This window comes from Streptomyces catenulae (assembly GCF_000718015.1).
Classification (GTDB): Bacteria; Actinomycetota; Actinomycetes; order Streptomycetales; family Streptomycetaceae; genus Streptomyces; species Streptomyces catenulae.
This window is the reverse complement of the sequence record NZ_JODY01000015.1, coordinates 1-26,271: the sequence shown is the minus strand read 5'-3', so window position 1 is coordinate 26,271 and position 26,271 is coordinate 1. Positions and strand designations below refer to the sequence as shown.

The 26,271-nt window shown below is 73.4% G+C and carries 22 protein-coding genes; 17 read left to right on the top strand and 5 right to left on the bottom strand.

Going from position 1 to position 26,271, the window contains the following annotated elements; genetic code table 11:
- The first annotated feature begins 248 nt into the window (after positions 1–248).
- The 4 genes from lepA to hemW all read left to right on the top strand — a co-directional run bounded on the left by lepA (position 249) and on the right by hemW (position 7,980).
- Positions 249–2,117: a translation elongation factor 4 gene (lepA, locus tag IF23_RS0115080; RefSeq protein ID WP_030283818.1), complete on the top strand. Its 1,869-nt coding sequence runs from the start codon at positions 249–251 to the stop codon at positions 2,115–2,117.
- Between the two features lie 310 nt (positions 2,118–2,427).
- Positions 2,428–4,317: an AMP-dependent synthetase/ligase gene (locus IF23_RS0115075; RefSeq protein WP_030283816.1), complete on the top strand. Its 1,890-nt coding sequence runs from the start codon at positions 2,428–2,430 to the stop codon at positions 4,315–4,317.
- Positions 4,318–4,529: 212 nt separating this feature from the next.
- The gene (locus tag IF23_RS31235) at positions 4,530–6,629 is read left to right on the top strand and encodes an ATP-binding SpoIIE family protein phosphatase (protein WP_037678262.1); all 2,100 of its coding nucleotides are present in this window, start codon (positions 4,530–4,532) and stop codon (positions 6,627–6,629) included.
- Positions 6,630–6,747: 118 nt separating this feature from the next.
- Positions 6,748–7,980, top strand: a complete 1,233-nt coding sequence (hemW, locus tag IF23_RS0115065) for a radical SAM family heme chaperone HemW (RefSeq protein WP_030283811.1) — start codon at positions 6,748–6,750, stop codon at positions 7,978–7,980.
- Positions 7,981–8,097: 117 nt separating this feature from the next.
- Here hemW and IF23_RS0115060 read toward each other — a convergent pair whose 3' ends face one another.
- Both IF23_RS0115060 and IF23_RS0115055 read right to left on the bottom strand, forming a co-directional pair.
- Positions 8,098–8,928 (bottom strand): DUF3097 domain-containing protein, encoded by an 831-nt coding sequence (locus IF23_RS0115060; RefSeq protein ID WP_030283810.1) that lies wholly within the window; start codon positions 8,926–8,928, stop codon positions 8,098–8,100.
- A 53-nt stretch (positions 8,929–8,981) separates the two neighbouring features.
- Positions 8,982–9,716, bottom strand: a complete 735-nt coding sequence (locus IF23_RS0115055) for an MBL fold metallo-hydrolase (RefSeq protein ID WP_030283808.1) — start codon at positions 9,714–9,716, stop codon at positions 8,982–8,984.
- 182 nt (positions 9,717–9,898) lie between these two features.
- On the opposite strand from IF23_RS0115055, the gene hrcA reads away from it, so the two are divergent.
- The 4 genes from hrcA to IF23_RS0115035 all read left to right on the top strand — a co-directional run bounded on the left by hrcA (position 9,899) and on the right by IF23_RS0115035 (position 14,034).
- Positions 9,899–10,915 carry a heat-inducible transcriptional repressor HrcA gene (gene hrcA, locus IF23_RS0115050; protein ID WP_030283805.1) on the top strand — a complete coding sequence of 339 codons (1,017 nt, stop codon included), beginning with the start codon at positions 9,899–9,901 and terminating at the stop codon, positions 10,913–10,915.
- A complete protein-coding gene (gene dnaJ, locus IF23_RS0115045; protein ID WP_030283803.1) occupies positions 10,916–12,055 on the top strand; it encodes a molecular chaperone DnaJ in 1,140 nt (379 codons plus the stop codon).
- A gap of 144 nt (positions 12,056–12,199) precedes the next feature.
- Positions 12,200–13,294 (top strand): nitronate monooxygenase, encoded by a 1,095-nt coding sequence (locus IF23_RS0115040; protein WP_030283801.1) that lies wholly within the window; start codon positions 12,200–12,202, stop codon positions 13,292–13,294.
- Positions 13,291–14,034 carry a 16S rRNA (uracil(1498)-N(3))-methyltransferase gene (locus IF23_RS0115035; protein WP_030283799.1) on the top strand — a complete coding sequence of 248 codons (744 nt, stop codon included), beginning with the start codon at positions 13,291–13,293 and terminating at the stop codon, positions 14,032–14,034. Before IF23_RS0115040 ends, IF23_RS0115035 begins: the two co-directional genes overlap by 4 nt.
- Positions 14,035–14,089: 55 nt before the next feature.
- Here IF23_RS0115035 and IF23_RS0115030 read toward each other — a convergent pair whose 3' ends face one another.
- Positions 14,090–14,518 carry an OsmC family protein gene (locus IF23_RS0115030; protein ID WP_030283797.1) on the bottom strand — a complete coding sequence of 143 codons (429 nt, stop codon included), beginning with the start codon at positions 14,516–14,518 and terminating at the stop codon, positions 14,090–14,092.
- 268 nt (positions 14,519–14,786) lie between these two features.
- Here IF23_RS0115030 and IF23_RS0115025 point away from each other — a divergent pair, with 268 nt between their 5' ends.
- Positions 14,787–15,143, top strand: coding sequence for a histidine triad nucleotide-binding protein (locus IF23_RS0115025; RefSeq protein ID WP_030283795.1), 357 nt, complete (start codon positions 14,787–14,789; stop codon positions 15,141–15,143).
- An 11-nt stretch (positions 15,144–15,154) separates the two neighbouring features.
- Positions 15,155–16,060 carry a ribonuclease Z gene (locus IF23_RS0115020; RefSeq protein ID WP_030283794.1) on the top strand — a complete coding sequence of 302 codons (906 nt, stop codon included), beginning with the start codon at positions 15,155–15,157 and terminating at the stop codon, positions 16,058–16,060.
- Positions 16,061–16,108: 48 nt separating this feature from the next.
- Here IF23_RS0115020 and IF23_RS0115015 read toward each other — a convergent pair whose 3' ends face one another.
- Positions 16,109–16,942: an HAD family acid phosphatase gene (locus tag IF23_RS0115015; RefSeq protein WP_030283792.1), complete on the bottom strand. Its 834-nt coding sequence runs from the start codon at positions 16,940–16,942 to the stop codon at positions 16,109–16,111.
- Positions 16,943–17,333: 391 nt separating this feature from the next.
- On the opposite strand from IF23_RS0115015, the gene IF23_RS0115010 reads away from it, so the two are divergent.
- From IF23_RS0115010 to IF23_RS0115000, 3 genes are all read left to right on the top strand, one after another.
- Positions 17,334–18,662 (top strand): enolase C-terminal domain-like protein, encoded by a 1,329-nt coding sequence (locus tag IF23_RS0115010; protein ID WP_030283790.1) that lies wholly within the window; start codon positions 17,334–17,336, stop codon positions 18,660–18,662.
- 159 nt (positions 18,663–18,821) lie between these two features.
- Positions 18,822–19,907, top strand: coding sequence for an S-(hydroxymethyl)mycothiol dehydrogenase (locus IF23_RS0115005; RefSeq protein ID WP_030283788.1), 1,086 nt, complete (start codon positions 18,822–18,824; stop codon positions 19,905–19,907).
- A complete protein-coding gene (locus IF23_RS0115000) occupies positions 19,907–20,536 on the top strand; it encodes an MBL fold metallo-hydrolase (protein ID WP_030283786.1) in 630 nt (209 codons plus the stop codon). The genes IF23_RS0115005 and IF23_RS0115000 overlap by 1 nt, the downstream gene beginning before the upstream one ends.
- Before the next feature lie 43 nt (positions 20,537–20,579).
- Here IF23_RS0115000 and IF23_RS0114995 read toward each other — a convergent pair whose 3' ends face one another.
- Positions 20,580–21,926 carry a 6-phospho-beta-glucosidase gene (locus tag IF23_RS0114995; RefSeq protein WP_030283784.1) on the bottom strand — a complete coding sequence of 449 codons (1,347 nt, stop codon included), beginning with the start codon at positions 21,924–21,926 and terminating at the stop codon, positions 20,580–20,582.
- A gap of 105 nt (positions 21,927–22,031) precedes the next feature.
- Between IF23_RS0114995 and IF23_RS0114990 the strand changes: the two genes are divergently transcribed.
- The 4 genes from IF23_RS0114990 to IF23_RS0114975 form a co-directional block, all read left to right on the top strand.
- Positions 22,032–23,180 carry a carbohydrate kinase family protein gene (locus IF23_RS0114990; RefSeq protein ID WP_051739585.1) on the top strand — a complete coding sequence of 383 codons (1,149 nt, stop codon included), beginning with the start codon at positions 22,032–22,034 and terminating at the stop codon, positions 23,178–23,180.
- Positions 23,181–23,376: 196 nt separating this feature from the next.
- On the top strand, positions 23,377–24,378 hold the full coding sequence (locus IF23_RS0114985; RefSeq protein WP_030283780.1) for a PhoH family protein: 1,002 nt from the start codon (positions 23,377–23,379) through the stop codon (positions 24,376–24,378).
- A 70-nt stretch (positions 24,379–24,448) separates the two neighbouring features.
- On the top strand, positions 24,449–24,946 hold the full coding sequence (ybeY, locus tag IF23_RS0114980; protein WP_030283778.1) for an rRNA maturation RNase YbeY: 498 nt from the start codon (positions 24,449–24,451) through the stop codon (positions 24,944–24,946).
- A 13-nt stretch (positions 24,947–24,959) separates the two neighbouring features.
- Positions 24,960–26,271: hemolysin family protein (locus IF23_RS0114975; protein ID WP_030283776.1), on the top strand; the 1,312-nt coding region annotated here is incomplete at its 3' end.

The window sequence follows — 26,271 nt, the reverse complement described above, 5'->3', positions numbered from 1 at the left end:
CGGAGAGGGCACGAAGCGCAGTGGACCAGGTTACCAGCCGCCCCCTCAGCCACCCAATCCGGCCACTTTCCGCCCGAGGGTGCCCGCCGCCGGGAGCCATCCGGAGCTGCGGGGGAGCGCCCGGAACGGGTTGGGGGTGCCGCTCATGGGACCATGGGGAGGACGTCACACCCGAGGGTGGTCTTGCGGATCATGGCGGGTCCGCCGGACGCACCCTGTTCCGCCTACCCGCCTTGAATGGACCCTGCGTGCCCGCGACCTCTACGAACGTGCCGGAGCCGAGCCGTACCGATCCGGACCTCCTCCGTAACTTCTGCATCATCGCGCACATCGACCACGGCAAGTCGACGCTCGCCGACCGGATGCTCCAGATCACCGGTGTCGTCGACCAGCGGCAGATGCGCGCGCAGTACCTCGACCGCATGGACATCGAGCGCGAGCGCGGCATCACGATCAAGTCCCAGGCGGTGCGGCTCCCGTGGTCGCCGTCCGAGGGTGAGGAGCGGAGCGGTACGCACCACATCCTCAACATGATCGACACCCCCGGTCACGTCGACTTCACCTACGAGGTCTCCCGCTCCCTCGCCGCGTGCGAGGGCTGCATCCTCCTCGTCGACGCCGCGCAGGGGATCGAGGCGCAGACCCTCGCCAACCTCTACCTGGCGATGGAGAACGACCTCACGATCATCCCCGTCCTCAACAAGATCGACCTGCCCGCCGCGCAGCCCGAGAAGTTCGCCGCGGAGCTGGCGAACCTCGTCGGCTGCGAGCCGGAGGACGTGCTGCGGGTCTCCGCCAAGACCGGCGTCGGCGTGCCCGAGCTGCTGGACCGCGTGGTCCGTGACGTCCCGGCGCCGGTCGGCGTCAAGGACGCCCCCGCCCGCGCGATGATCTTCGACTCGGTCTACGACGCCTACCGCGGCGTCGTGACGTACGTGAAGGTCGTCGACGGCACCCTCAACAAGCGCGAGCGGATCCGGATGATGTCCACCGGCGCCGCCCACGAGCTGCTGGAGATCGGCACCAACTCGCCCGAGATGAAGGCCGCCGACGGCCTCTCCGTGGGCGAGGTGGGCTATCTGATCACCGGTGTGAAGGACGTCCGGCAGTCCAAGGTCGGTGACACGATCACCCAGCTCAACAACGGTGCGACCGAGGCGCTGGGCGGCTACAAGGACCCCAAGCCGATGGTGTTCTCGGGCCTGTACCCGCTGGACGGCTCGGACTACCCGGAGCTGCGCGAGGCGCTGGACAAGCTCCAGCTCAACGACGCGGCGCTGGTCTACGAGCCCGAGACCTCCGCGGCGCTCGGCTTCGGTTTCCGCGTCGGCTTCCTGGGCCTGCTGCACCTGGAGGTCATCCGCGAGCGGCTGGAGCGCGAGTTCAACCTCGCGCTGATCGCCACCGCCCCCAACGTCGTCTACCAGGTCGACATGGAGGACGGCGCGCACCACGAGGTCACCAACCCGAGCGAGTTCCCCACCGGCAAGATCGACAAGGTCCATGAGCCGGTCGTGCGCGCCACCATCCTGGCGCCCAGCGAGTTCATCGGCGCGATCATGGAGCTGTGCCAGACCCGGCGCGGCACCCTCCTCGGCATGGACTACCTCTCCGAGGACCGCGTCGAGATCCGCTACACCCTCCCGCTCGCCGAGGTCGTCTTTGACTTCTTCGACCAGCTCAAGTCCAAGACCCGCGGCTACGCCTCGCTGGACTACGAGCCCACCGGCGAGCAGGTCGCCGACCTCGTCAAGGTCGACATCCTGCTCCACGGCGACAAGGTCGACGCGTTCTCCGCGATCTGCCACAAGGACAAGGCGTACGCGTACGGCGTCCGGCTCGTCGGCAAGCTGCGGGAGCTGATTCCGCGGCAGGGCTTCGAGGTGCCGATCCAGGCGGCGATCGGCAGCCGGGTCATCGCCCGTGAGACGGTCCGCGCCATCCGCAAGGACGTCCTCGCCAAGTGCTACGGCGGTGACATCTCCCGTAAGCGGAAGCTGCTGGAGAAGCAGAAGGAGGGCAAGAAGCGGATGAAGATGGTCGGCAGCGTGGAGGTGCCGCAGGAGGCGTTCATCGCGGTGCTCTCCTCGGACTCCGACGGCGACAAGAAGAAGTAGCGGCCGCGTCCCGCCCTCCCCGGCACGGGGGGAGCGGGCGCGTTCCGGACAGGGCGCCGACCCCGCGCGAGGGGTCGGCGCCCTGCGTCGTCCACGGGGCCGCGCGAGGGGGGGAGACGTCCCGGACGGCAGGCTTCCGGGGGATATGCCGGAGATGCGGCGAGGGGGCAGCTGGACGTACAGCGTACGGATCACTTCGTGAACCAGTCGGCCGCAGACCCTTACATGGCGGCGGAACGCGGCCTACTCTGATCTCTGCTCAAAGGTTACTCGCGAGTCACCAGCAATGTAGCGGGCCCCGGAGGATGCCGTGACGGACACCCACACGCTGATCGACAACCGCCCGCCTTCGGTGGCGAGCCTCTTTCTGGAGCGGGTCGCCGCGACGCCCGACGCGGAGGCGTTCCGTCACCCCGTGCCGCCCGTCTCGGGTACGGGCCCCGACGACTGGAAGTCGCTGACCTGGAACGACGCCGCGCAGCGGGTGTACGCCACGGCCGCGGGTCTGATGGCCCTCGGGGTGCGCCCCGAGGAGCGGGTGGCGCTGGCCGCCGCGACCCGCGTGGAATGGATCCTCGCCGACCTCGGCGTGCTCTGTTCCGGCGCCGCCACCACCACGGTCTACCCCAGCACCAACGCCGAGGAGACCGCGTACATCCTGGCCGACTCCGGCAGCCGGGTGCTGATCGCGGAGGACGCCGCCCAGCTCGACAAGGTCCGCGAGCGCCGCGCCGACCTGCCCGACCTCGCCCATGTCGTCGTCATCGAGGAGGCCGACGCCCGGCCCGCCGAGGACGACCCCGAGGGCTGGGTGCTCTCCCTCGCCGACCTGGAGAAGCGCGGCGCCGCCTACCTGGAGCAGCACCCGGAGTGCGTCACCGAACGCGTCGCCGCCCTCCGCGCCGACCAGCTCGCCACGCTCATCTACACCTCCGGCACCACCGGCCGCCCCAAGGGCGTACGGCTGGCGCACGACTGCTGGTCGTACATGGCGCGTGCCATCCAGGCCACCGGCATGGTCACCGCGGAGGACGTGCAGTACCTCTGGCTGCCGCTCGCCCATGTCTTCGGCAAGGTGCTGACCGCCGGGCAGATCTCGGTCGGCCACGTCATCGCGGTCGACGGCCGGGTCGACAAGATCATCGAGAATCTGCCGGTGGTCCGGCCGACCTACATGGCGGCCGTCCCGCGCATCTTCGAGAAGGTCTACAACGGCGTCGCCGCCAAGGCGCGCGAGGGCGGCGCCGCCAAGTACAAGATCTTCCAGTGGGCGGCGGGCGTGGCCCGGGAGTACGCCAAGGTCTCCCAGGACACCTTCCGCCGCACCGGCAACGCCTCCGTCCCCTTCGCGCTCGCCGCCAAGCACAAGGCCGCCGACGCGCTCGTCTACGCCAAGCTGCGCGCGGCGTTCGGCGGCCGGCTGCGCGCCGCCGTCTCCGGCTCCGCCGCCCTCGCCCCGGAGATCGGCTACTTCTTCGCGGGCGCCGGGATCCACATCCTGGAGGGCTACGGCCTGACGGAGTCCAGCGCCGCCAGCTTCGTCAACCCCGGCGAGGCGTACCGCACCGGCACGGTCGGCAAGCCGCTGCCCGGCACCGAGGTACGGATCGCCGAGGACGGCGAGATCCTGCTGCGCGGCCCCGGCATCATGCAGGGCTACCACGGGCTGGAGGCGCAGACCGCGGAGGTCCTGGAGTCCGACGGCTGGTTCCACACCGGTGACATCGGCGAGCTGTCGGCCGACGGCTATCTGCGGCTCACCGACCGCAAGAAGGACCTGATCAAGACGTCGGGCGGCAAGTACATCGCCCCGGCGGAGGTCGAGGGCCGCTTCAAGGCGCTCTGCCCGTTCATCTCCAACGTCCTGGTGCACGGCGCCAACCGGAACTTCTGCACCGCCCTCATCGCCCTCGACGAGCCGACGGTGCTGAGCTGGGCCGCCGAGCACGGCATGGCCGACCGCCCGTACGCCGAGGTCGTCGCGGACCGGCGGACCCGCGATCTGATCGACGGCTATGTCGAGCGGGTCAACGAGGGCCTCCAGCGCTGGCAGCAGGTCCGCAAGTTCCGGCTGCTCCCGCGCGACCTGGACATCGAGCACGGCGAGGTCACCCCCAGCCTCAAGGTGAAGCGGCCGGTCGTCGAGCGGACCTTCAAGGACCTCCTCGACGAGATGTACTCCGGCGCCCGGGAGGCGTGAGGGCGCCCGCCCGGGCGGGCGCCGGGGCGCCGCGCGCCCCCTCGCCCGTCCGGTGACGGATCCGCCCGCAGGCCCGCTGCCTGCGCTTCCCGGCCGCTTCCCCGCCGTCCGCGCGCCGTTCCGCGGTGACGCGGTGTCGTGGCACGCGCCCGGTCTGTCACCCTGTCCGTGCGGCACGCGGCGGACGGCCGTGCCGCGCGGGAGGTGCGGGGATGACGACGACTGCGTTAGCGGCGGAGACCGGAGCCGCGGACCCGGCGGGCGCGGCAGGGGCGGCCCGCTCCCTCGCCCTGCCGGGCACGGCCCGGGCGGCGGCCGACGCCCGCCGCTTCGTCCGCGCCACGCTCGCCGACTGGACGGCCCGGCGGCCACCGGGCGCGGAGCGGCTGGACGGGCGGCTGACCGACGAAGCGGTACTGCTGGTCAGCGAGTTGGTGACCAACGCCGTGGTGCACGCCGGAACCGACGTCGACGTCCGCTGCCGCCTCGACACGGACGGCCTGACCGTCGAGGTGGCCGACCGCCACCCCACCCGCCCGGTGTGCGGCCCGCACCACGGCGAGCTGCCCGGCGGCGCGGGCCACGGCCTCCAACTGGTCGGCGCGGTCGCCGCCTCCTGGGGCATCACCTACGACCGCGCCGCCAAGGCCGTCTGGTTCCGCCTCACGACCGCCACCCCGGAGCCCGGCACGGACCGCGCGCCCGGCCACGTCCCGGCCGCCCGCACCGCCCCGGACGACGCCCCCGCGTACCGCCCCGAAGGGCCGGACGGCGCGTACCGCCCGGCGTCCGGCCGCGACCCCGAGGCCCCGGCGGCCGACCGGCCCGCCGCCGGATACGCCGACGCCGCCTACGGGGCGGGCAGCTACAGCGACACCTCCTACGGGTACGCCGCCCCCGACCCCGGCCCCTCGGGCGCCGCCGCCGAGTGGATCACGCACGGCGCCCCGACCTTCCTCGCCGAGGCGTCCGACCTGCTCTCCGGCCCGCTCGACGCCGACCGCATCGCCTCCCTCGCCGCCCAGCTCGCGGTGCCCCGGCTCGCCGACTGGTGCGCGGTGTGGCTCTACGACGGCGAGACCGGCGGGCCGGTGCCGGGCGCGGCCGGTGGCGACGAACCGCCGCGCCTCGCCCACGTCTGGCACTCCCGCGAGAGCCTCATCGACCCGCTCCGGCTGGCCCTGGAGAAGGCCCCGCCCCCGGGGGCGCCCGCGCGGTCCGGCGCCACCGACGGCTCGGCCGTCCCCTGGGCGTGGCCGGAGGGCGCGGACGGCCCGGACGCGACGGGCGGCGAGACCCCGGGGGCCGACCCCGGCGCCGCCCTCGCCTGCCCGCTGATCAGCGGCGGTCTGCGGCTGGGCACGGTGCTGCTCGGCCGGTCCGGGCTGCCGCGCTTCCCCGACGCGGCGGTCGGCCTCTCCGAGGACCTGTGCCGCCGCGTCGCCCGCGCCGTTGCCACCGCCCGGGCGTACAGCCGACAGGAGCGGATCAGCCGGGTCCTCCAGCGGCGGCTGCTGCCGCACGGCCGCGCGCAGGTCCCCGGCGTCGCCTCCGCCGTGGTCTACGAACCGCGCGCGGGCGCCTGGGCGGGCGGCGACTTCTGGGATCTCTTCGACGCGGGCGACGGTCGCTGGTGCTTCGCCCTCGGCGACGTCTGCGGCAGCGGCCCGGAGGCGGCGGCCGTCACCGGGCTCGCCCGGCCGGTGCTGCGGCTGCTGGCCCGCGACGGCTTCGGCGTCGGCGCGGTGCTGGACCGGCTCAACGAGACCATGGCCCGCGAGGCGGCCGACTCCGTCGCCGCGGTGGCCGCCGCCGTCGCCGCCGAGGCCGGGGTGCAGTCCTCCGTCGGCCTGCGCGACGAGGGCGAACAGGCCCGCTTCCTGTCGCTGCTCTACGGCGAGATCGTCCCGCACCCGGACGGCTCCGGCGGCGTCCGCTGCACCCTGGCCAGCGCCGGACACCCGCTCCCGCTGGTCCTCGCCGCCGACGGCACGGTCCGGGTGGTCGCCGCCCCGCAGATGCTGCTGGGCGTGGTCGGCGACGCCACGTACGAGAGCGAGGCGTTCGACCTCGCCCCGGGCGAGACGCTGCTCTGCGTCACCGACGGCGTCACCGAACGCCGCTCGGGCCGTAACCAGTTCGATGACGACGACGGGCTGGCCCGCACCCTCGCCGCCTGCGCCGGACGGCCCGCGACCGACATCGCCGAACACATCCGCCGCGCCGTCCACGGCTTCTCCCCGACCCCGCCCGACGACGACCTGGCCCTCCTCGTCCTCCAGGCGCTCCCGGAGGGCCGGACGGAGGGGTAGGGCGGGCCCGGGCCGGGGCGCCGCCCGGAGAGGCGCGGAGACGGGCCTGCGGGCGGTCCGCGCGGCCCCGTCCCCGCCGCGGCCCGGGGCCGCCGCCGGATGACGGACAATGGACCCCATGCCTTCCGCACTGCCCGATGGGGAGCCGATGCCCGGGGACGGGGCGCTGCCCGCCGCCGCGCTGACCGGCGCCGCCGACCGCCCGCTCGGTTTCTACCTGCACGTCCCGTACTGCGCGACCCGCTGCGGCTACTGCGACTTCAACACCTACACCGCGAGCGAGCTGCGCGGCCCCGGTGGCGCCCTCGCCTCCCGGGAGACCTACGCCGACCACCTCGTCGAGGAGATCCGGCTGGCCCGCAAGGTGCTCGGCGACGACCCGCGGCAGGTCGAGACGGTCTTCGTCGGCGGCGGCACCCCGACCCTGCTGCCCGCCGCCGACCTCGGCCGGATGCTGGCCGCGATCCGCGACGAGTTCGGGCTCGCCCCGGATGCCGAGATCACCACCGAGGCCAACCCGGAGACCGTCGACCCGCGCTACCTCGACGGGCTACTGGCAGGCGGCTTCAACCGCGTCTCCTTCGGCATGCAGAGCGCCCGCCCGCACGTCCTGAAGATCCTCGACCGCACCCACACCCCCGGCCGCCCCGAAGCCTGCGTCGCCGAGGCGCGCGCCGCCGGGTTCGCGCACGTCAATCTCGATCTGATCTACGGCACCCCGGGCGAGAGCGACGACGACTGGCGCGCCAGCCTGGACGCCGCCCTCGCCGCCGGGCCGGACCACGTCTCCGCGTACGCCCTGATCGTCGAGGAGGGCACCCAGCTGGCCCGGCGCATCCGCCGCGGCGAGGTCCCGATGACCGACGACGATGTGCACGCCGACCGCTACCTCATCGCCGACGAACGCCTCGCCGCCGCCGGTTTCCGCTGGTACGAGGTCTCCAACTGGGCCACCACCGACGCCGCCCGCTGCCGCCACAACGAGCTGTACTGGACCGGCGCCGACTGGTGGGGCGCGGGCCCCGGCGCCCACAGCCACGTCGGCGGCGTCCGCTGGTGGAACGTCAAGCACCCCGGCGCCTACGCCCAGGCGCTGACCGAGGGCCGCTCCCCGGGCGCCGGTCGCGAACTCCTCGCCGACGAGGACCGCCGCGTCGAACGCATCCTCCTGGAACTGCGCCTCGCCGACGGCTGCCCCCTGGACCTCCTGGCCCCCGCCGGAGCCCGCGCCGCCGCCCGCGCGCTCACCGACGGCCTCCTGGAGCCCGCCCCGTACGAGGCGGGTCGCGCCGTCCTGACACTCCGTGGCCGCCTGCTGGCCGACGCGGTGGTGCGGGATCTGGTGGACTGACCGCCGCAAGTGTGAACCCCCGCGGGCGCCCTGCGCCCCGTCCCGCCCTCCCTCCGTCGGTGGCCGAGACGCGGCGTGCTGGGGAGGGCGAGCGGGAGACCAAGAACATTCCGCCCCTCAGGCGGCGCCGCCGACCGTGACGAAGTCGATCAGCTCCTCCACCCGGCCCAGCAGCGCGGGCTCGATGTCCTTGTAGCTGCGTACGCCCGACAGGATCCGCTGCCAGGCGGCGCCGGTGTTCTCCGGCCAGCCCAGCGCCCGGCACACCCCCGTCTTCCAGTCCTGGCCGCGCGGCACGACCGGCCACGCCGCGATCCCCACCGACGACGGCTTCACCGCCTCCCACACGTCGATGTACGGATGGCCCACCACGCACACCTGCGGGTCGGTCACGCCCGCCGCGATCCGGGACTCCTTCGAACCGGGCACCAGATGGTCGACGAGGACGCCGAGGCGGGCGTCGGGCCCGGGGGAGAAGGCGCGGACGATCTCCGGCAGGTCGTCGATGCCCTCCAGGTACTCCACGACCACGCCCTCGATGCGCAGATCGTCGCCCCACACCCGCTCGACCAGCTCCGCGTCGTGCCGCCCCTCCACATAGATCCGGCCCGCCCGGGCGACCCTGGCCCGTGCGCCGGGCACCGCCAGCGAACCGGACGCCGTCCGCGCCGGACCGCCCGCCGCCCGCTCCCGGGGCCGTACGAGCGTGACGACCTCGCCCTCCAGCAGGAAGCCGCGCGGCTCCATCGGGAAGACGCGGTGCTTGCCGAACCGGTCCTCCAGGGTGACCGTCGGCCCCTGCGCCGACTTCTCGCAGCGGATCACCGCCCCGCAGAACCCCGTGGTCACCTCCTCGACCACCAGATCCGGCTCCGCCGCCACCTCCGGCGCGGGCCGCCGCTTCTTCCACGGCGGGGTGAGGTCGGGACCGTAGTGCTTGCTCTGCATGGTGTCCGGATGCCTGTTCTGTGACGGGTCGGGGTGACGGGTGCGGGCGCGGCTCAGACCGGCGGGGCGGCGAAGCGGGCGGCGAGCGCGTCGCGTTGGGCGCGGACGAAGGCGGCGTCCACCACGGCGCCGTGCCCGGGGACGTACCGCGCCTCCTCGCCGCCCAGCGCCAGCAGCCGGTCCAGGGCGGCGGGCCACTGCCGCCCGAGGGCGTCGGGCCCGGCGGACGGCTCACCGGACTCCTCGACGAGGTCGCCGCAGAAGACCACCTCGGGGTCGTCGCCCCGCCCCGGGACGAGGACCGCGAGGTCGTGCGCGGTGTGGCCGGGACCGACGTTGGCGAGCAGCACCTGCCGGTCACCGAGGTCGACGGCCAGCTCGCCGTGCACCCCGTGGTGCGGCAGCACCAGGATGTCGGTGGCGTCGGTGGCGGAGTCCGGGTCGACGCCGTGGCGCACCGCGTCCTCGCGCAGCGTCTCCCGCTCGCGGGCCAGCAGTTCGGCGGCGCCGGTGGCGGCGAAAACCTGCACCCCGGCGAAGGCGGCGGTGCCCAGGACGTGGTCGAAGTGCGGATGGGTCAGCGCGATGTGTGTCACGTCGCGGCCCACCACCCGGCGGACGGTGAGCCGCAGCGCGGCGCCGTCGCGCAGGGTGGCGCCGGTGTCGACGAGCAGCACACCGTCCGACCCCACGACGGCGCCCACCGTCTCGTCCCAGCCCGGCATCCGGCGGCGGGCGACGCCGTCACCGAGCCGTTCCCATCCCGCCTCTTCCCAAGTCGTGCGCATGCCGAGACGCTATCGGTAGCGCGGTGGCGTCGCCCGGCGGATCACGGGGCGTGGCCGGTGTCGCACGCGAGACCCTTGCCCCGCCGGTGCGACCCGGCCGTACACTGGAGCGGTACTGGCACTCGGACCGGTGGAGTGCCAGGCGAGGAAGCCGCGGGACGGCGGGACTGGAGGTGTGCGCGGTGCTCAGTGAACGCAGGCTGGAGGTGCTGCGTGCCATCGTCCAGGACTACGTCGGCACCGAGGAGCCGGTCGGTTCGAAGGCGCTGACCGAGCGCCATCGGCTCGGTGTCTCCCCGGCCACCGTCCGTAACGACATGGCGGTCCTGGAGGAAGAGGGATTCATCGCCCAGCCGCACACCAGCGCGGGCCGGATCCCCACCGACAAGGGCTACCGCCTCTTCGTCGACAAGCTCGCCGGTGTCAAGCCGCTTTCCAGCCCCGAGCGCCGCGCGATCCAGAACTTCCTGGACGGCGCGGTCGATCTGGACGACGTGGTGGGCCGTACGGTCCGGCTGCTGGCGCAGCTGACCCGGCAGGTCGCGGTGGTGCAGTACCCGTCGCTGACGCGGTCCACCGTCCGCCATGTCGAACTGCTGGCGCTGGCCCCGGCGCGGCTGATGCTCGTCCTGATCACCGACACCGGACGCGTCGAACAGCGCCTGATCGACTGTCAGGGGCCGTTCGGCGAGGCGTCGCTGGCGGATCTGCGGGCCCGGCTCAACAGCCGGGTCGTGGGACGCCGGTTCGCGGATGTGCCGCAATTGGTGCAGGATCTTCCGGACTCCTTCGAGCAGGAGGACCGCGGCACGGTCTCGACGGTGCTGTCGGTGCTGCTGGAGACGTTGGTGGAGGAGACCGAGGAGCGGTTGGTGATCGGCGGTACCGCCAATCTCACCCGCTTCGGGCACGACTTCCCGCTGACGATCCGGCCGGTGCTGGAGGCTCTTGAGGAGCACGTGGTGCTGCTCAAACTGCTCGGGGAGGCCAAGGACTCGGGCATGACCGTACGTATCGGGCATGAGAATGCCCATGAAGGACTTGCGTCCACGTCGGTGGTTGCGGTCGGCTACGGTTCGGGCGACGAGGCAGTCGCCAAACTCGGCGTGGTCGGACCGACCCGCATGGACTACCCCGGAACGATGGGAGCGGTACGCGCAGTGGCACGTTACGTCGGACAGATCCTGGCGGAGTCGTAAGTGGCCACGGACTATTACACGGTCCTCGGCGTCGGCCGCGACGCCTCGCAGGACCAGATCAAGAAGGCTTTCCGGCGGCTGGCGCGTGAGCTGCACCCGGATGTGAACCCGGATCCGAAGACCCAGGAGCGGTTCAAGGAGATCAACGCCGCTTACGAGGTGCTGTCGGACCCGCAGAAGAAGCAGGTCTACGACCTCGGTGGCGACCCGCTCTCGCAGGCGGGCGGCGGCGGTGGCGGAGCCGGTGGCTTCGGCGCCGGATTCGGCAACTTCTCCGACATCATGGACGCGTTCTTCGGCGCCTCCGCGCAGCGCGGACCGCGCTCGCGGACCCGGCGCGGTCAGGACGCGATGATCCGCCTCGACATCGAGCTGGACGAGGCGGCGTTCGGGACGACCAAGGAGATCCAGGTCGACACCGCCATCGTGTGCACCACGTGCACCGGTGAGGGCGCGGCCCCCGGCACCTCCGCGCAGACCTGTGACATGTGCCGCGGTCGCGGTGAGGTCTCGCAGGTCACGCGGTCCTTCCTCGGTCAGGTCATGACCTCGCGGCCGTGTCCGCAGTGTCAGGGCTTCGGTACGGTCGTGCCGACGCCGTGCCCGGAGTGCGCCGGTGACGGCCGGATCCGGTCGCGCCGCACGCTGACCGTCAAGATCCCCGCGGGCGTCGACAACGGCACCCGCATCCAGCTCGCGGGCGAGGGCGAGGTCGGCCCCGGCGGCGGTCCCGCCGGTGACCTCTACGTCGAGATCCACGAGCAGGCGCACCCCGTCTTCCAGCGGCGCGGCGACGATCTGCACTGCACCGTCACCATCCCGATGACGGCGGCGGCGCTGGGCACGAAGTGTCCGCTGGAGACGCTGGACGGCGTCGAGGAGATCGACGTCCGGCCCGGCACCCAGTCCGGTCAGTCGATCCCGCTGCACCAGCGCGGCGTGACCCATCTGCGGGGCAACGGCCGTGGCGACCTGATCGTCCACGTCGAGGTCCAGACGCCCTCCAAGCTCGACCCCGAGCAGGAGGAACTGCTGCGCCGTCTCGCCAAGCTCCGCGGCGAGGAGCGCCCGACGGGCCAGTTCCAGCCCGGGCAGCAGGGGCTGTTCTCCCGGCTGAAGGACGCGTTCAACGGGCGGTAGCCGATCGCGATCCACGCGGGTGGGCCCGGGGATTTTCCCCGGGCCCACCCGCGTGTGGTGGGCGGTGGCCGATCCCGCCCGGCCCGGGCGCCGGGTGGGTCTGCCCGTTTCGGTGCGGTGCGCGGGGCATGACACGATGTGGCCATGTCCACCGCGCTGACCGCTCTTTGCCGTCATCCGATCGTGCAGGCGCCGATGGCCGGCGGCGGTTCCGGTCCGGAGCTGGTCGCCGCCGTCGGGGAGGCCGGCGGGCTCGGCTTCCTCGCCGCCGGGCTCAAGACCCCCGACGGCATGTACCAGGAGATCAAGCGGCTGCGCGGACTGACCGGCCGCCCCTTCGGCGTCAACCTCTTCCTCCCGCACCCCGAACTCACCCACACCGCCGCCGTCGAGGTCTACCGCGATCAGCTCGCCGGTGAGGCCGCCTGGTACGAGACCGGGCTCGGCGAGGTCGATCCGTACGGCGGCTCGGACGACGGCTACGAGGCGAAGCTGGCGGTGCTGCGCGAGGACCCGGTGCCGGTGGTCTCCTTCCACTTCGGCTGCCCCACGCCCGCGGTGCTCGCCTCGCTCGCCGCCGTCGGCACGTACACCGTCGTCACCGTCACCACGCCGGACGAGGCGCGGGCGGCGGAGGCGGCGGGCGCCGACGCGGTCTGTGCGCAGGGCGTCGAGGCGGGCGGCCACCAGGGCACCCACCGGGACGATCCGCACGCCGACGGCACCGGCGCCCCGCTCGGGCTGCTGACGCTGCTCACCCAGGTCCGCGAGGCGGTGCGGCTGCCGGTGATCGCCGCCGGAGGGCTGATGCGCGGTGCGCAGATCGCCGCGGTGCTCGCCGCCGGTGCCGAGGCGGCGCAGCTGGGCACCGCCTTCCTCGCCACCCCCGAATCCGGCGCGCACCCGCTGCACAAGCGGGCGCTGACCGACCCGCTCTTCACCCGCACCGAGCTGACCCGCGCCTTCACCGGACGCCCGGCCCGGGGCCTGGTCAACCGCTTCCTGCGGGAGCACGGCCCGTACGCCCCGGCCGCCTATCCGGCGGTGCACCATCTGACCGCCGGGCTGCGGAGGGCGGCGGCGCGGACGGGGGACGCGCAGGGCATGGCGCTGTGGGCCGGGCAGGGGCACCGGTTGGCGCGGGAGCTGCCCGCCGGTGAGCTGGTGGCACTGCTGGCGTCCGAACTGGACGCGGCACAGGGAGATGTGAACGGTCGCAGGATGAGGGGCGAGTCATGACGGCGCCGGTTTTCGTGGTGGATTCGGCGGCGGGCGTACGGCCCGGCGGCACGCTGGTGCTGGACGGCCCCGAGGGGCGGCACGCGGTGTCGGTGCGGCGGCTGCGGGTCGGTGAGGACGTGGTGCTGACCGACGGCGCCGGGACCGGTGCGTACGGCACGGTCACGGCGGTCGAGGGCAAGGACCGGCTGACCGTCGCGGTGGCCGAGGTACGCACGGAGCCCGCGCCGCCGGTGCGGATCACCGTCGTCCAGGCGCTGCCCAAGGGCGACCGCGGCGAACTGGCCGTGGAGACGATGACGGAGACCGGCGTCGACGCCGTGATCCCCTGGGCGGCGTCGCGGTGTGTGACCCAGTGGCGCGGTGAGCGGGCCGCGAAGTCGCTGGCGAAGTGGCGGGCGACGGCCCGGGAGGCGGGGAAGCAGTCGCGGCGGCTGACCTTCCCCGAGGTGGGCGAGGCGCACACCACCAAGCAGGTGGCCGAGGTGCTGGCGGCGGCCGATTTCGCGGCCGTGCTGCACGAGGAGGGCGCCACCCCGCTGGCCACCGCGGAGCTGCCCGCGGCCGGTTCGGTGGTGCTGGTCGTCGGTCCCGAGGGCGGGGTCGCGCCGGACGAGTTGGCCGCGTTCGCGGCGGCGGGCGCCGCACCGTACCGGCTGGGCCCGTCGGTGCTGCGCACCTCCACGGCGGGTACCGCCGCGACGGCGCTGCTGCTGGGGCGTACCGGCCGCTGGAGCTGACGGGCGGGCCGGGCGGCGCGGCGGGTGCCGGGCGCCCGGCCGGTCCGGGTGTGGGTCAGACCAGTTCGGCGGTGAGGGTGATGTTGCGGACGCCCTTCAGCGCCTGGCTGACCGGGCAGTTGGCCTTGGCGTCCTGCGCCGCCGCCTGGAAGTCCTCCTCCGACAGCCCCGGGACGCGCGCCTTGACGGTCAGCGCGATGGCGGTGATGCCCTCACCCGGCTGGAAGGTCACCTCCGCCTGGGTGTCGATGTCCTCGACGGTGTAGCCCTGTCCGGCCAGTCCGTGCGAGAAGGCCATGGAGTAGCAGGCGGAGTGGGCGGCGGCGATCAGCTCCTCCGGGCTGGTGACGCCGTTGGGCTGCTCGGCGCGGGCCGGCCAGTTGATGTCGTAGGTCCCGACCTTGGAGGAGTCCAGGGAGACCTTGCCCTTGCCCTGGAGGAGGGTGCCCTCCCAGTGGGTGGTGGCGGTGCGGGTGGTGGCCATGGTGCGTTAACTCCCGGTTCGTGGGCGAAAAGGGGGCCGTGCGGGGTCAGCTTAGAGGCCGGGCCGCCGGGTGGACGGTCCGTGCGGCCCGGGCCCGGCGTGGTCGGCCCACCCGGCCGTACGGGGCGCCGGGCCGGTAGCATCCGAGGGCGTACGCAGGGTGCGTACGGCGTCCGCCGCGTACGCCGGGACGGGACGGGGCGGCCACGGCGGCGGCTCCCGCACTCTCCGGCGGCCGGGCGGCCGATGACCCGGGAGGAGCCCACCGGTGGCGGGAGAACCGCAGGCCGACTGCCTGTTCTGCAAGATCGTGGCGGGGGAGGTGCCGGCGACCATCGTCCGGGAGACCCCGACCACCGTCGCCTTCCGCGACATCAACCCCCAGGCGCCGACCCACGTCCTGGTGATCCCCAAGGTCCACTACGCCAACGCGCGGGAACTGGCCGCCGCGGAGCCGGCCGTCGCCGGTGACGTACTGCGCGAGGCGGGCGAGGTGGCCGCGGACGAGAAGGTCGACGCGACCGGCTACCGCATCGTCTTCAACACCGGTCCCGGCGCAGGTCAGACGGTCTTCCACGCCCATGCCCATGTGCTCGGCGGCCGCGACCTGCAGCGTCTGGTCTGACGGGACGCGAGGTGTCCGTACGCGAACTGGTCGTCCTCGGCACGGCCAGCCAGGTGCCGACCCGGCACCGTAACCACAACGGCTATCTGCTGCGCTGGGACGGCGAGGGCCTGCTGTTCGACCCCGGGGAGGGCACCCAGCGGCAGATGCTGCGCGCCGGGGTCGCCGCCCACGACCTCAACCGGCTCTGTGTCACCCACTTCCACGGCGACCACTCGCTGGGGCTCGCCGGGGTGATCCAGCGGATCAACCTCGACCGGGTGCCGCACCCGATCACCGCCCACTACCCGGCGAGCGGTCAGCGCTTCTTCGACCGGCTGCGCTACTCCACCGCGTACCGCGAGACCGTACGGCTGACGGAGCATCCGGTGGCGGCGGACGGGGTGCTGGCGACGACCCCGGCGTACACGCTGGAGGCGCGGCTGCTGTCGCATCCGGTCGAGTCGTTCGGCTACCGGCTGGTCGAGCCGGACACCCGGCGGATGCTGCCGGACCGGCTCGCCGCCCACGGCATCGCCGGTCCGGACGTCGGCCGTCTCCAGCGCGCCGGGGAGCTGGGCGGGGTGCGGTTGGACGAGGTGAGCGAGGTGCGGCGCGGGCAGCGGTTCGCGTTCGTCATGGACACCCGGCTGTGCGACGGGGTCCACGCCCTGGCCGACGGGGCGGACCTGCTGGTCATCGAGTCGACCTTCCTCGACGAGGACGTCCGGCTCGCCACCGAGCACGGCCATCTGACGGCCGGGCAGGCGGCGGAGGTGGCGACCGCCGCCGGGGTGCGCCACCTCGTGCTGACGCACTTCTCGCAGCGCTACTCCGACCCGTCCGTCTTCGAACGGCAGGCGCGGGACGCCGGGTTCACCGGTGAGCTGACCGTCGCCCGCGATCTGATGCGGGTGCCGGTGCCGAAGCGCCGCTGAGCGCACGGGGGGTGCGGGAGTGACCGCCGCCGGTCACTCCCGCGCCGCTCACGGCAGGTAGTACATCGGGTTCGGCAGCTTGAACGTCCGCTCACCGAAGCCGCCGCGGAGATCGCTGTACTGGTCGCCGAAGTTGGCGACGATGCGGTAGCCCAGCGACTCGATGTGCTGGCGGGTGCCCGACTTGTACTCGATCGTGGTGCAGTCGGCGCCGCACGGCAGGTACGCCGGAGGGTTCTCCTTGTCCTTCAGGTAGACATGGCCGCGGTCGAGCGGGACGTCGTAGCCGACGTTCTTGAGGTTGCGCACGCTCCACTTCCGCTGGGCCTCCTTGCGCCCGGTGAGGAAGAAGACCTCGGCGCCCTTGGAGTGCGCCCAGGTGACCAGGCGGTCCATGCCGAAGACCGGGTCCATGTCGGTCGAGGCGAGGTACTCGTCCTGGCTCTTCTCGGTGAAGTGGAAGCCCTCGCGCAGCTCGTAGTTGTACGTCAGCAGCGTGGTGTCGTCCATGTCGAGGACGATGGCGGGCTTGGCGTGCCCCTTGTCCGCGGTGGCGCCGTGGCGGGCGAGCGCGCGGGTGAGGTAGGCGCGCGCCTTCTCCTCGACGGAGTGGACCTGGCGGGCGTAGTTGCTCTTCGGGGAGGCGTAGTGCTCGCCGTCGGCGGTGACGGTGTCGCCGTAGTACGCCTTGATCCGGTCCTGGACGAGGGTGAGGTTGGGGATCTCCTTGTCGCTGCGCGGCACCGAGTGCTCCGCGGTGGCCTGGCCGACGCCGAACACCGCGGTACCGGCGACGAGCGCGGCGACCGTCGCGGCGCCGGCCCTGGCCCGGCGGGAGCGGAGGGCGGCCGGAACGCGGCGGGACAGGGGAGAGCGGGGCATGCGCGGCTCCTTCGGGGAGTGGTGGGGGTCCGCGCGGGGCCGCGCGGCGCCGGACGGGTCACGCCCGGCCCAGGTAGATCTAACAGAGGCGCGGCGTGGGATCTACGCGCGAAGATTCAACGATTGGTAAAGAGGCGGGAGTTGCGGATCGGTCGGGGGCGAGCGGCGGGGGATGCGGTGGCCGGGCGCCGCCGTGCCGGGGCGGGGTGCGTGCCACCCCGGGGCCGCGCCGCCCCGACGCCGCGCCGCCCGACGCCGCGCCGCCGAGGCCCCGTTGACGCTCCGGCGCCGCCCTCCTAGCCTCCCTTCCGGTCCGTGGACGTCGTCCACATACGCGGACATGCGGGGTGCCGTCGCCCGGCGGCGTCCCTCCGGAGACAGGAGTCGTCCCTTGGCCGCCACCCGTGCTCACGACCTCACCGTCACCGAGGTCCGGCTCACCCCGGTCCTGGTCGCCGATCCGCCGCTGCTGAACACCCAGGGCGTCCACCAGCCGTACACCCCGCGTCTGATCGTCGAGGTGGTCACCGGCGGCGGCGTCACCGGCGTCGGCGAGACCTACGGCGACACCGCCTACCTCGATCTGGCCCGGCCGCTCGCCGACGCCCTGCCCGGCCACCGGGTCACCGATCTGAACGCGCTGCCCGCGCTCGCCGCCCGCGTCTGCGGCGACTCCCCGGACGCCACCGGGCCCGCCGCCGTCGACGCCGCCGGGCTCCGGGGCGTCCGCACCGCCGACAAGCTCCGCCGCTCCGTGGTCTCCGCCGTCGAGGTGGCCTGCCTGGACGCGTGGGGCAAGACCGCGGGGCTGCCCGTCCACGCCCTGCTCGGCGGCAGGGTCCGCGACCGCGTCGACTACAGCGCCTACCTCTTCTACCGCTGGGCCGCGCACCCGCAGGGCCGCGGCGAGCGCGACGACTGGGGCGCGGCCCTCGACCCGGACGGCATCGTCGCCCAGGCCCGCCGCCTGGTGGACCTCTACGGCTTCGGCTCCTTCAAGCTCAAGGGCGGTGTCCTGCCGCCGGACGAGGAGATCGCCGCCGTCCGCGCCCTCGCCGCCGCCTTCCCCGGCAGACCGCTGCGGCTCGACCCCAACGGCGCCTGGTCCGTCGCCACCTCGCTGCGGGTCGCCGCCGCGCTCGGCGACACCCTGGAGTACCTGGAGGACCCCGCGTCCGGCACCGGCGCGATGGCCGAGGTCGCCGCCGCGCTGCGCGCCCGGGGCGGCACCCCGCTGCCGCTCGCCACCAACATGTGTGTGACGACGTTCGAGGAGATCCCCGAGGCGTTCACCCGCGGCGCCGTCCAGGTCGTCCTCTCCGACCACCACTACTGGGGCGGACTCCGCGCCACCTGCGAACTCGCCGCGCTCTGCGCCACCTTCGGCGTCGGTCTGTCCATGCACTCCAACACCCACCTGGGCATCTCCCTCGCCGCGATGACCCACGCCGCCGCCGTCGTCCCCCGCCTCGACCACGCCTGCGACACCCACTACCCCTGGCAGACCGAGGACGTCCTCACCGAACGGCTCGCCTTCCACGGCGGCGCGGTGACGGTCGGCGACGCACCGGGCCTCGGCGTCACCCTCGACCGCGACCGGCTCGCCGCCCTGCACCGCCGCTGGCTCGACGACGACGGCGCCCTCCGCTCCCGCGACGACGCCGCCGCCATGCGCCGCGCCGACCCCGACTGGCGGGTCCCGGCGGTACCCCGCTGGTGACGGGGGCGGGCGCGGTGGCCCGCGCCCGTTCGCGTACGCCGGATCGGGGAAGGCACCCCAGGTCCTGCGGAGGGCGGCCCGCCCCGCGTACGGTGTGGCACGGCTCGGTGGCGGTACGCCACAGTGGTCCCGTACGTGATCTTTGAGAGGGGCTGTCCCATGGCACAGGAAGTGCGCGGCGTCATCGCGCCGGGGAAGAACGAACCGGTGCGGCTGGAGACCATCGTGGTGCCGGATCCCGGACCCGGCGAGGCCGTGGTGCAGATCCAGGCGTGCGGGGTGTGCCACACCGACCTGCACTACAAGCAGGGCGGCATCAACGACGACTTCCCGTTCCTGCTCGGCCACGAGGCCGCGGGCGTCGTGGAGTCCGTCGGCGAGGGCGTCACCGATGTCGCGCCCGGCGACTTCGTCATCCTCAACTGGCGCGCGGTGTGCGGCCAGTGCCGGGCCTGTCTGCGGGGCCGCCCGCAGTACTGCTTCGACACCCACAACGCCAGGCAGAAGATGACCCTGACCGACGGGACGGAGCTGACGCCCGCGCTGGGCATCGGCGCCTTCGCGGACAAGACGCTGGTCGCCTCCGGCCAGTGCACCAAGGTCGACCCGGCCGTCTCGCCCGCCGTCGCCGGACTGCTCGGCTGCGGTGTGATGGCCGGTATCGGCGCGGCCATCAACACCGGCAACGTCGGCCGCGGCGACACCGTCGCGGTCATCGGCTGCGGCGGGGTGGGCGACGCGGCGGTGGTCGGCGCCCGGCTGGCCGGTGCCGCGAAGATCATCGCGGTGGACGTCGACGACCGGAAGCTGGAGACCGCCCGCACCATGGGCGCCACCCACGCCGTCAACTCCCGCACCACCGACCCGGTCGAGGCGATCCGCGAGCTGACCGGCGGCTTCGGCGCGGACGTCGTCATCGAGGCGGTCGGCCGCCCGGAGACCTACCAGCAGGCGTTCTACGCCCGCGACCTGGCCGGGACGGTCGTCCTCGTCGGCGTCCCCACCCCCGAGATGAAGCTGGAGCTGCCGCTCCTCGACGTCTTCGGGCGCGGCGGCTCCCTCAAGTCCTCCTGGTACGGCGACTGCCTGCCCTCCCGCGACTTCCCGATGCTGGTCGACCTGCACCAGCAGGGCCGGATCGACCTGGGCGCCTTCGTCACCGAGACCATCGGCATCGACGGTGTCGAGGGGGCCTTCGAGCGGATGCACGCGGGCGATGTGCTGCGTTCGGTGGTGACCCTCTGATGGCCGCCCGCATCGACCATCTGGTCACCTCCGGCACCTTCTCCCTGGACGGTGGCACCTGGGACGTCGACAACAACGTCTGGATCGTCGGGGACGACGACGAGGCGATCGTCATCGACGCCGCCCACGACGCCGACGCGATCTTCGCCGCGCTCGGCGGCCGTACCCTGCGCGCCATCGTCTGCACCCACGCGCACGACGACCACATCGACGCGGCCCCCGCCCTCGCGGCCCGCACCGGTGCGCTGATCCACCTCCACCCCGACGACCTGCCGCTCTGGCAGCGGACCCACCCGGGCACCCCGCCCGACCGGGAGCTGGCGGACGGTCAGGTGCTGACCATCGCCGGGACCGATCTGACGGTGCTGCACACGCCGGGCCACGCACCGGGCGCCGTCAGCCTGTACGCCCCGGGGCTCGGCGCCGTCTTCACCGGCGACACCCTCTTCCAGGGCGGTCCGGGCGCCACCGGGCGGTCGTTCTCCGACTTCCCGACGATCATCGACTCGATCCGCGACCGGCTGCTGACCCTGCCGGGGGAGACCGCCGTCCACACCGGCCACGGCGCCTCCACGACCATCGGGGCGGAGGCGCCGCACCTGGAGGAGTGGGTGAAGCGCGGGCACTGAGCCCGAAGGGGCGGGCGCCGCGGCCCGGCGCCCGCCCCGCCTCTCACCCCTCGGTGGCCGCCCGTTCCAGAATGCGGGCGGCCACCGCCGGGGAGTCCACCAGCGGATGGAGCGCCATCGCCCGCAGCGCCGCCTCGCGGTCCTTGCGGACGGCCGCCTCGACCGTCGCCCGCTCCACCGCCTTGAGCTGGAGCATCAGCCCCAACTGATCGGCCCGCAGCGGCGCACACGGCAGCGGCACCGGGCCGTCCGGACCCACCTCGCAGACCGTCTCCACGATCGCGTCCGGCGCCAGCTCCGGCACCGTCGTCCCGTTGCGCACATTGAGGATCAGCCGGTCGCCCCCGCCGTCCGTACCGGGGGAGAGCGCCCGCATCAGCGCCAGCGCCACCCGGTCGTACCCGCCGCCCTCCAGGTCACAGGCGTCCCGCTGCCAACCGCCGCTCGCCTCCCGGCTCTCCGCCATGTACGTCTCCTCGCGCTCGCGCCGGGTGGCCTCCCACAGCGCGTACGCCGCCTCCGGACCGTCCGCACCGGCCGCCCGCGCGAAGAACCCGCCCTGCTGCCCGTTGAGGAACTCCCCGCGCGTCCGAGACGCGTCCCGCACCGACGCCAGCGTCTCCCGGCGGAAGTAGTAGTAGTGCAGATACTCGTTGGGCAGCGCGCCCAGCGCCGCCAGCCACTCGGCGCCGAACAGCCGCCCCTCCTCGAACGAGCCCAGCGCCGCCGGATCCGCCAGCAGCCCCGGCAGCAGCTCCCGCCCGTCCAGCGTCAACGACCGCAGCCAGCCCAGGTGGTTGAGCCCGGTGTAGTCGTACGCCACCCGGCCCGCCGCGAACGCCGCGCCGTCCACGCCCGCCGCCCGCGCGGCCCGCCGCACCAGCCCCACCGGCGAGTCGCAGATCCCGATGACCCGCTCGCCCAGCACCTCCGCCATCGCCTCCGTCACCATCCCCGCCGGGTTGGTGAAGTTGATGACCCAGGCGTGCGGCGCCAGTTCCGCCACCCGCTCCGCGATCCGCAGCGCCACCGGGATCGTCCGCAGCCCGTAGAGCACCCCGCCCGCGCCCACCGTCTCCTGGCCCAGCACCCCCTCGGCCAGCGGGATCCGCTCATCGCGCACCCGGCCCGCGGTACCGCCCACCCGGATCGCGGAGAACACGAAGTCCGCGCCGGTCAGCGCCTCGTCCAGGGTCGCGGCCCGCCGCACCCGGACCGGCGCCGGATGCCCTTGCGCCTGCCGGTCCAGGACGTCGCCGATCACCGCCAGCCGCCGCGGATCGGTGTCGTACAGGGTCAGTTCGTCGACCGCGCGCGCGGGATCGTCCAGGAGCGCGCGGTACACCAGTGGCACCCGGAATCCGCCGCCACCGAGAATCGTGAGCCTCATGGGCCGGAACGTACACCGGCATCAGGCACACTGTCGGCACCACCGGGACGGGGACGCACGCGAGGGAACCACCGCGACCGGACCGGCGGGAGAGAGGCGAGCACGGTGAGCGCACGGCCGCGAGCACAGCAACAGCCCGTACGGCAGGGCGTCCCGACGCCGGTCCTCGACCCGCTCGCCCCCCTCCGCGCCGACGGCGACCCGGCCACCGACGTCTATCTGACCGGCACCGTCTTCCTCGACATCATCCTCACCGGCCTCGACTCCGCACCGGTCCGCGGCACCGAGTCCTGGGCCCGCGGCATGGGCTCCAGCCCCGGCGGCGTCGCCAACATGGCCACCGCCCTCGCCCGCCTCGGCCTGCGCACCTCCCTGGCCGCCGCGTTCGGCGACGACATGTACGGCGAGTACTGCTGGGACGCGCTCAGCCACGGCGAGGGCATCGACCTCACCCACTCCCGCACCGTCCCCGGCTGGCACTCCCCCGTCACCGTCTCCATGGCGTACGAAGGCGAGCGCACGATGGTCTCGCACGGCCACGAGGCGCCGCCCCCGGAGACCGCCTTCGACGGCGGCCACGCCCCCGGCTGCCCGCCGCCCTCCCGCGCCTGCGTCGCCTCGCTGGTCCCGGGCCGCCCCGAGGAGTGGCTGGGCTGCGCCGCCGCCCGCGGCAGCCGGATCTTCGCCGACGTCGGCTGGGACGACACCGGCCGCTGGGACCCGGCCGACCTCGACGGGCTCGAACACTGCGAGGCGTTCCTCCCCAACGCCGAGGAGGCGATGCGCTACACCCGCACCTCCGACCCGCGCGCCGCGGCCCGCAAGCTCGCCGAGCGGGTGCCGCTCGCCGTCGTCACCATGGGCTCCGAGGGCGCCTGCGCCGTCGACGGCCGTACCGGCGAGAGCGCCGAGGTGCCCGCCATCGCGGTGGAGGCGCTGGACCCGACCGGCGCCGGGGACGTCTTCGTCGCGGGCTTCGTCACCGGCACCCTCGCCGCCTGGCCGCTCGCCGACCGGCTCGCCTTCGCCGGGCTGACCGCCGCCCTCTCCGTCCAGGAGTTCGGCGGCTCCCTCGCGGCGCCCGGCTGGGCCGAGATCGTCGCCTGGTGGCAGCGGCTCCGTACCGACGACGCCCCGGCGACCGGCACGCTCCGCGACCGCTACGCCTTCCTCGACGCGGTGCTGCCCGCACCGGGCCGCTGCACCCCGCCCGCCCGCGCCGTCCCCACGATCGGCTTCCGGCGCCCGGCGTAGCGGCCGGTCCGGGCGGACGGCGGGCGGGGCGGACGGCGGTGGGCCGGGCCCCGCCCGCCGCTTCGATCTTCGTAAAGCCTTTCGGCGTTGTCGGTGCCCCGTCGTACTCTGGAGACCGTAGAGCTGAGCCATCCGGCCGTACCGCTCATCAGCCATCGGCAAAGGACAGGGGTTGAGCAGGCCACAGCGCCGACCCATGACGCAGACACCCAGGCACCAGCAGGCGAGCGCCCAGTTCACCGTCCCGGCCAAGCACCCCATGGTGACGGTCCTGGGCTCCGGGGACGCGCTCCTCCGCGTGATCGAGAAGGCCTTTCCCGCGACCGACATCCACGTCCGCGGAAACGACGTCACCGCCGTCGGCGACGCCGAGGAAGTCGCCCTCGTCCAGCGCCTCTTCGACGAGATGATGCTGGTGCTCCGCACCGGCCAGCCGATGACCGAGGACGCGGTGGAACGCTCCATCGCGATGCTCCGTGTGAACGGCGCCGACGGCGACGGCAGCGAGACCCCGGCCGAGGTCCTGACGCAGAACATCCTCTCCAACCGCGGCCGCACCATCCGCCCCAAGACGCTCAACCAGAAGCGCTACGTCGACGCCATCGACAAGCACACCGTCGTCTTCGGCATCGGCCCCGCGGGCACCGGCAAGACCTACCTCGCCATGGCGAAGGCGGTCCAGGCGCTCCAGGCCAAGCAGGTCAACCGCATCATCCTGACCCGCCCCGCCGTCGAGGCGGGCGAACGCCTCGGCTTCCTGCCGGGCACCCTCTACGAGAAGATCGACCCGTATCTGCGCCCGCTCTACGACGCGCTCCACGACATGCTCGACCCCGACTCCATCCCGCGCCTGATGGCCGCCGGGACGATCGAGGTCGCACCGCTCGCGTACATGCGCGGGCGCACGCTCAACGACGCGTTCATCATTCTCGACGAGGCGCAGAACACCAGCCCCGAGCAGATGAAGATGTTCCTCACCCGCCTCGGCTTCGAATCGAAGATCGTCATCACGGGTGACATCACCCAGGTCGACCTGCCGGGCGGCACCAAGAGCGGGCTGCGCCAGGTCCAGGAGATCCTGGAGGGCGTCGACGACGTCCATTTCTCCCGCCTCACCAGCCAGGACGTCGTCCGCCACAAGCTCGTGGGCCGTATCGTCGACGCCTACGAGAAGTACGACAGCCGCAACGGCGGCTAGGTCCGTCCCGTCGGCCGGCCGCACCCCGCGGCCGGTCGGCACCCACCAGAAGCGAGAAGTCACACCCCCCATGTCGATCGACGTCAACAACGAGTCCGGCACGGACATCGACGAGCAGGCGATCCTCGACGTCGCCCGCTACGCCGTCGCCCGGATGCGCATCCACCCGCTCTCCGAGCTGTCCGTGATCGTCGTCGACGCGGAGGCGATGGAACAGCTCCACCTCCAGTGGATGGACCTCCCCGGCCCGACCGACGTGATGTCCTTCCCGATGGACGAGCTGCGCCCGCCGGTCAAGGACGAGGACGAGCCCCCGCAGGGCCTCCTCGGCGACATCGTGCTCTGCCCCGAGGTCGCCAAGAAGCAGGGCGAGGACGCCCCGACCGGCCACTCCATGGACGAGGAGCTGCAGCTCCTGACCGTCCACGGCGTGCTGCACCTCCTCGGCTACGACCACGAGGAGCCCGACGAGAAGGCCGAGATGTTCGGCCTCCAGGCGGCCATCATCGACGGCTGGCGCGCCGAGCGGGGGCTGACGGGTCCCTCCCCGGCCCCCACCGTGTCCTGACCGGGCGCCGCACATGACCACGCAACTCATCGCGGTCGCGGTGCTGCTCGTCGTGATCGCCTGGCTCGCCGCCTGCGCCGAGGCGGGCCTCGCCCGGACGACCAGCTTCCGCGCCGAGGAGGCGGTCCGCTCGGGCCGCCGCGGCAGCGACCGGCTCGCCGCCGTCGCCGCCGACCCGACCCGCTATCTCAACGTCGCGCTGCTGGTCCGCGTCGGCTGCGAGATGGCCGCCGGGGTGCTCGTCACCTACGCCTGCCTGCGCTCCTTCGAGCAGACCTGGCAGGCGCTGACCGTCGCCATCGCCGTGATGGTCCTCGTCTCGTACGTCGCGGTCGGGGTCTCGCCGCGCACCATCGGCCGCCAGCACCCGCTGAACACCGCGACCGCCGCCGCGTACGTCCTGCTGCCGCTGGCCCGGATCATGGGTCCGGTCCCGCAGCTGCTGATCTGGCTGGGCAATGCGCTCACGCCGGGCAAGGGCTTCCGCAAGGGACCGTTCGCCTCCGAGGCGGAGCTGCGGGCGATGGTCGACCTCGCGGAGAAGGAGTCGCTGATCGAGGACGAGGAGCGCCGCATGGTGCACTCCGTCTTCCAGCTCGGCGACACGCTGGTGCGGGAGGTGATGGTGCCGCGTACGGACCTGGTCTCCGTGGAGCGGTACAAGACCATCCGGCAGGCGTTGACGCTCGCGCTCCGGTCCGGGTTCTCCCGTATCCCGGTGACCGGCGAGAACGAGGACGACATCGTCGGCGTCGTCTACCTCAAGGACCTCTCCCGCAAGGTCCATGTCAGCCGTGACGCCGAGACCGAGCTGGTCTCCTCCGCGATGCGTCCCGCCGTCTTCGTGCCCGACACCAAGAACGCCGGGGATCTGCTGCGGGAGATGCAGCGCGACCGCAACCATGTCGCGGTCGTCATCGACGAGTACGGCGGTACGGCCGGGATCGTCACCATCGAGGACATCCTGGAGGAGATCGTCGGCGAGATCACCGACGAGTACGACCGGGAGCTGCCGCCGGTCGAGGAGCTGGGCGACGACCGTTACCGGGTCACCGCGCGTCTCGACATCGGGGACCTCGGGGAGCTGTACGGGCTCGCGGAGCTGGACGACGAGGATGTCGAGACGGTGGGCGGGCTGCTGGCGAAGCTGCTGGGGCGGGTGCCGATCGCGGGGGCGACGGCCGTGGTCGATCTCTCCTCCGAGGCCGCGGATCCGGGGTTCACGGGGTTGCGGCTCACGGCGGAGTCTCCGGCCGGGCGGCGGAACAAGATCGTCACGGTGTTGTGTGAGCCGGTGCGGGGTGGGGGCGGGGGTGGCTCGGAGG

What these genes read in the sequence shown, in the direction of transcription:
- hemW (WP_030283811.1), top strand. Translation starts at nt 6,748, where the DNA reads ATGCCTTCCGCACTGCCCGATGGGGAGCCGATGCCCGGGGACGGGGCG.
- ybeY (WP_030283778.1), top strand. Translation starts at nt 24,449, where the DNA reads ATGTCGATCGACGTCAACAACGAGTCCGGCACGGACATCGACGAGCAG.
- IF23_RS0114995 (WP_030283784.1), bottom strand. Translation starts at nt 21,926, where the DNA reads ATGAGGCTCACGATTCTCGGTGGCGGCGGATTCCGGGTGCCACTGGTG.
- IF23_RS0115005 (WP_030283788.1), top strand. Translation starts at nt 18,822, where the DNA reads ATGGCACAGGAAGTGCGCGGCGTCATCGCGCCGGGGAAGAACGAACCG.
- IF23_RS0115040 (WP_030283801.1), top strand. Translation starts at nt 12,200, where the DNA reads ATGTCCACCGCGCTGACCGCTCTTTGCCGTCATCCGATCGTGCAGGCG.
- IF23_RS0115015 (WP_030283792.1), bottom strand. Translation starts at nt 16,942, where the DNA reads ATGCCCCGCTCTCCCCTGTCCCGCCGCGTTCCGGCCGCCCTCCGCTCC.
- IF23_RS0115000 (WP_030283786.1), top strand. Translation starts at nt 19,907, where the DNA reads ATGGCCGCCCGCATCGACCATCTGGTCACCTCCGGCACCTTCTCCCTG.
- IF23_RS0115060 (WP_030283810.1), bottom strand. Translation starts at nt 8,928, where the DNA reads ATGCAGAGCAAGCACTACGGTCCCGACCTCACCCCGCCGTGGAAGAAG.
- IF23_RS0115055 (WP_030283808.1), bottom strand. Translation starts at nt 9,716, where the DNA reads ATGCGCACGACTTGGGAAGAGGCGGGATGGGAACGGCTCGGTGACGGC.
- IF23_RS0115030 (WP_030283797.1), bottom strand. Translation starts at nt 14,518, where the DNA reads ATGGCCACCACCCGCACCGCCACCACCCACTGGGAGGGCACCCTCCTC.
- IF23_RS0114985 (WP_030283780.1), top strand. Translation starts at nt 23,377, where the DNA reads ATGACGCAGACACCCAGGCACCAGCAGGCGAGCGCCCAGTTCACCGTC.
- IF23_RS0115035 (WP_030283799.1), top strand. Translation starts at nt 13,291, where the DNA reads ATGACGGCGCCGGTTTTCGTGGTGGATTCGGCGGCGGGCGTACGGCCC.
- IF23_RS31235 (WP_037678262.1), top strand. Translation starts at nt 4,530, where the DNA reads ATGACGACGACTGCGTTAGCGGCGGAGACCGGAGCCGCGGACCCGGCG.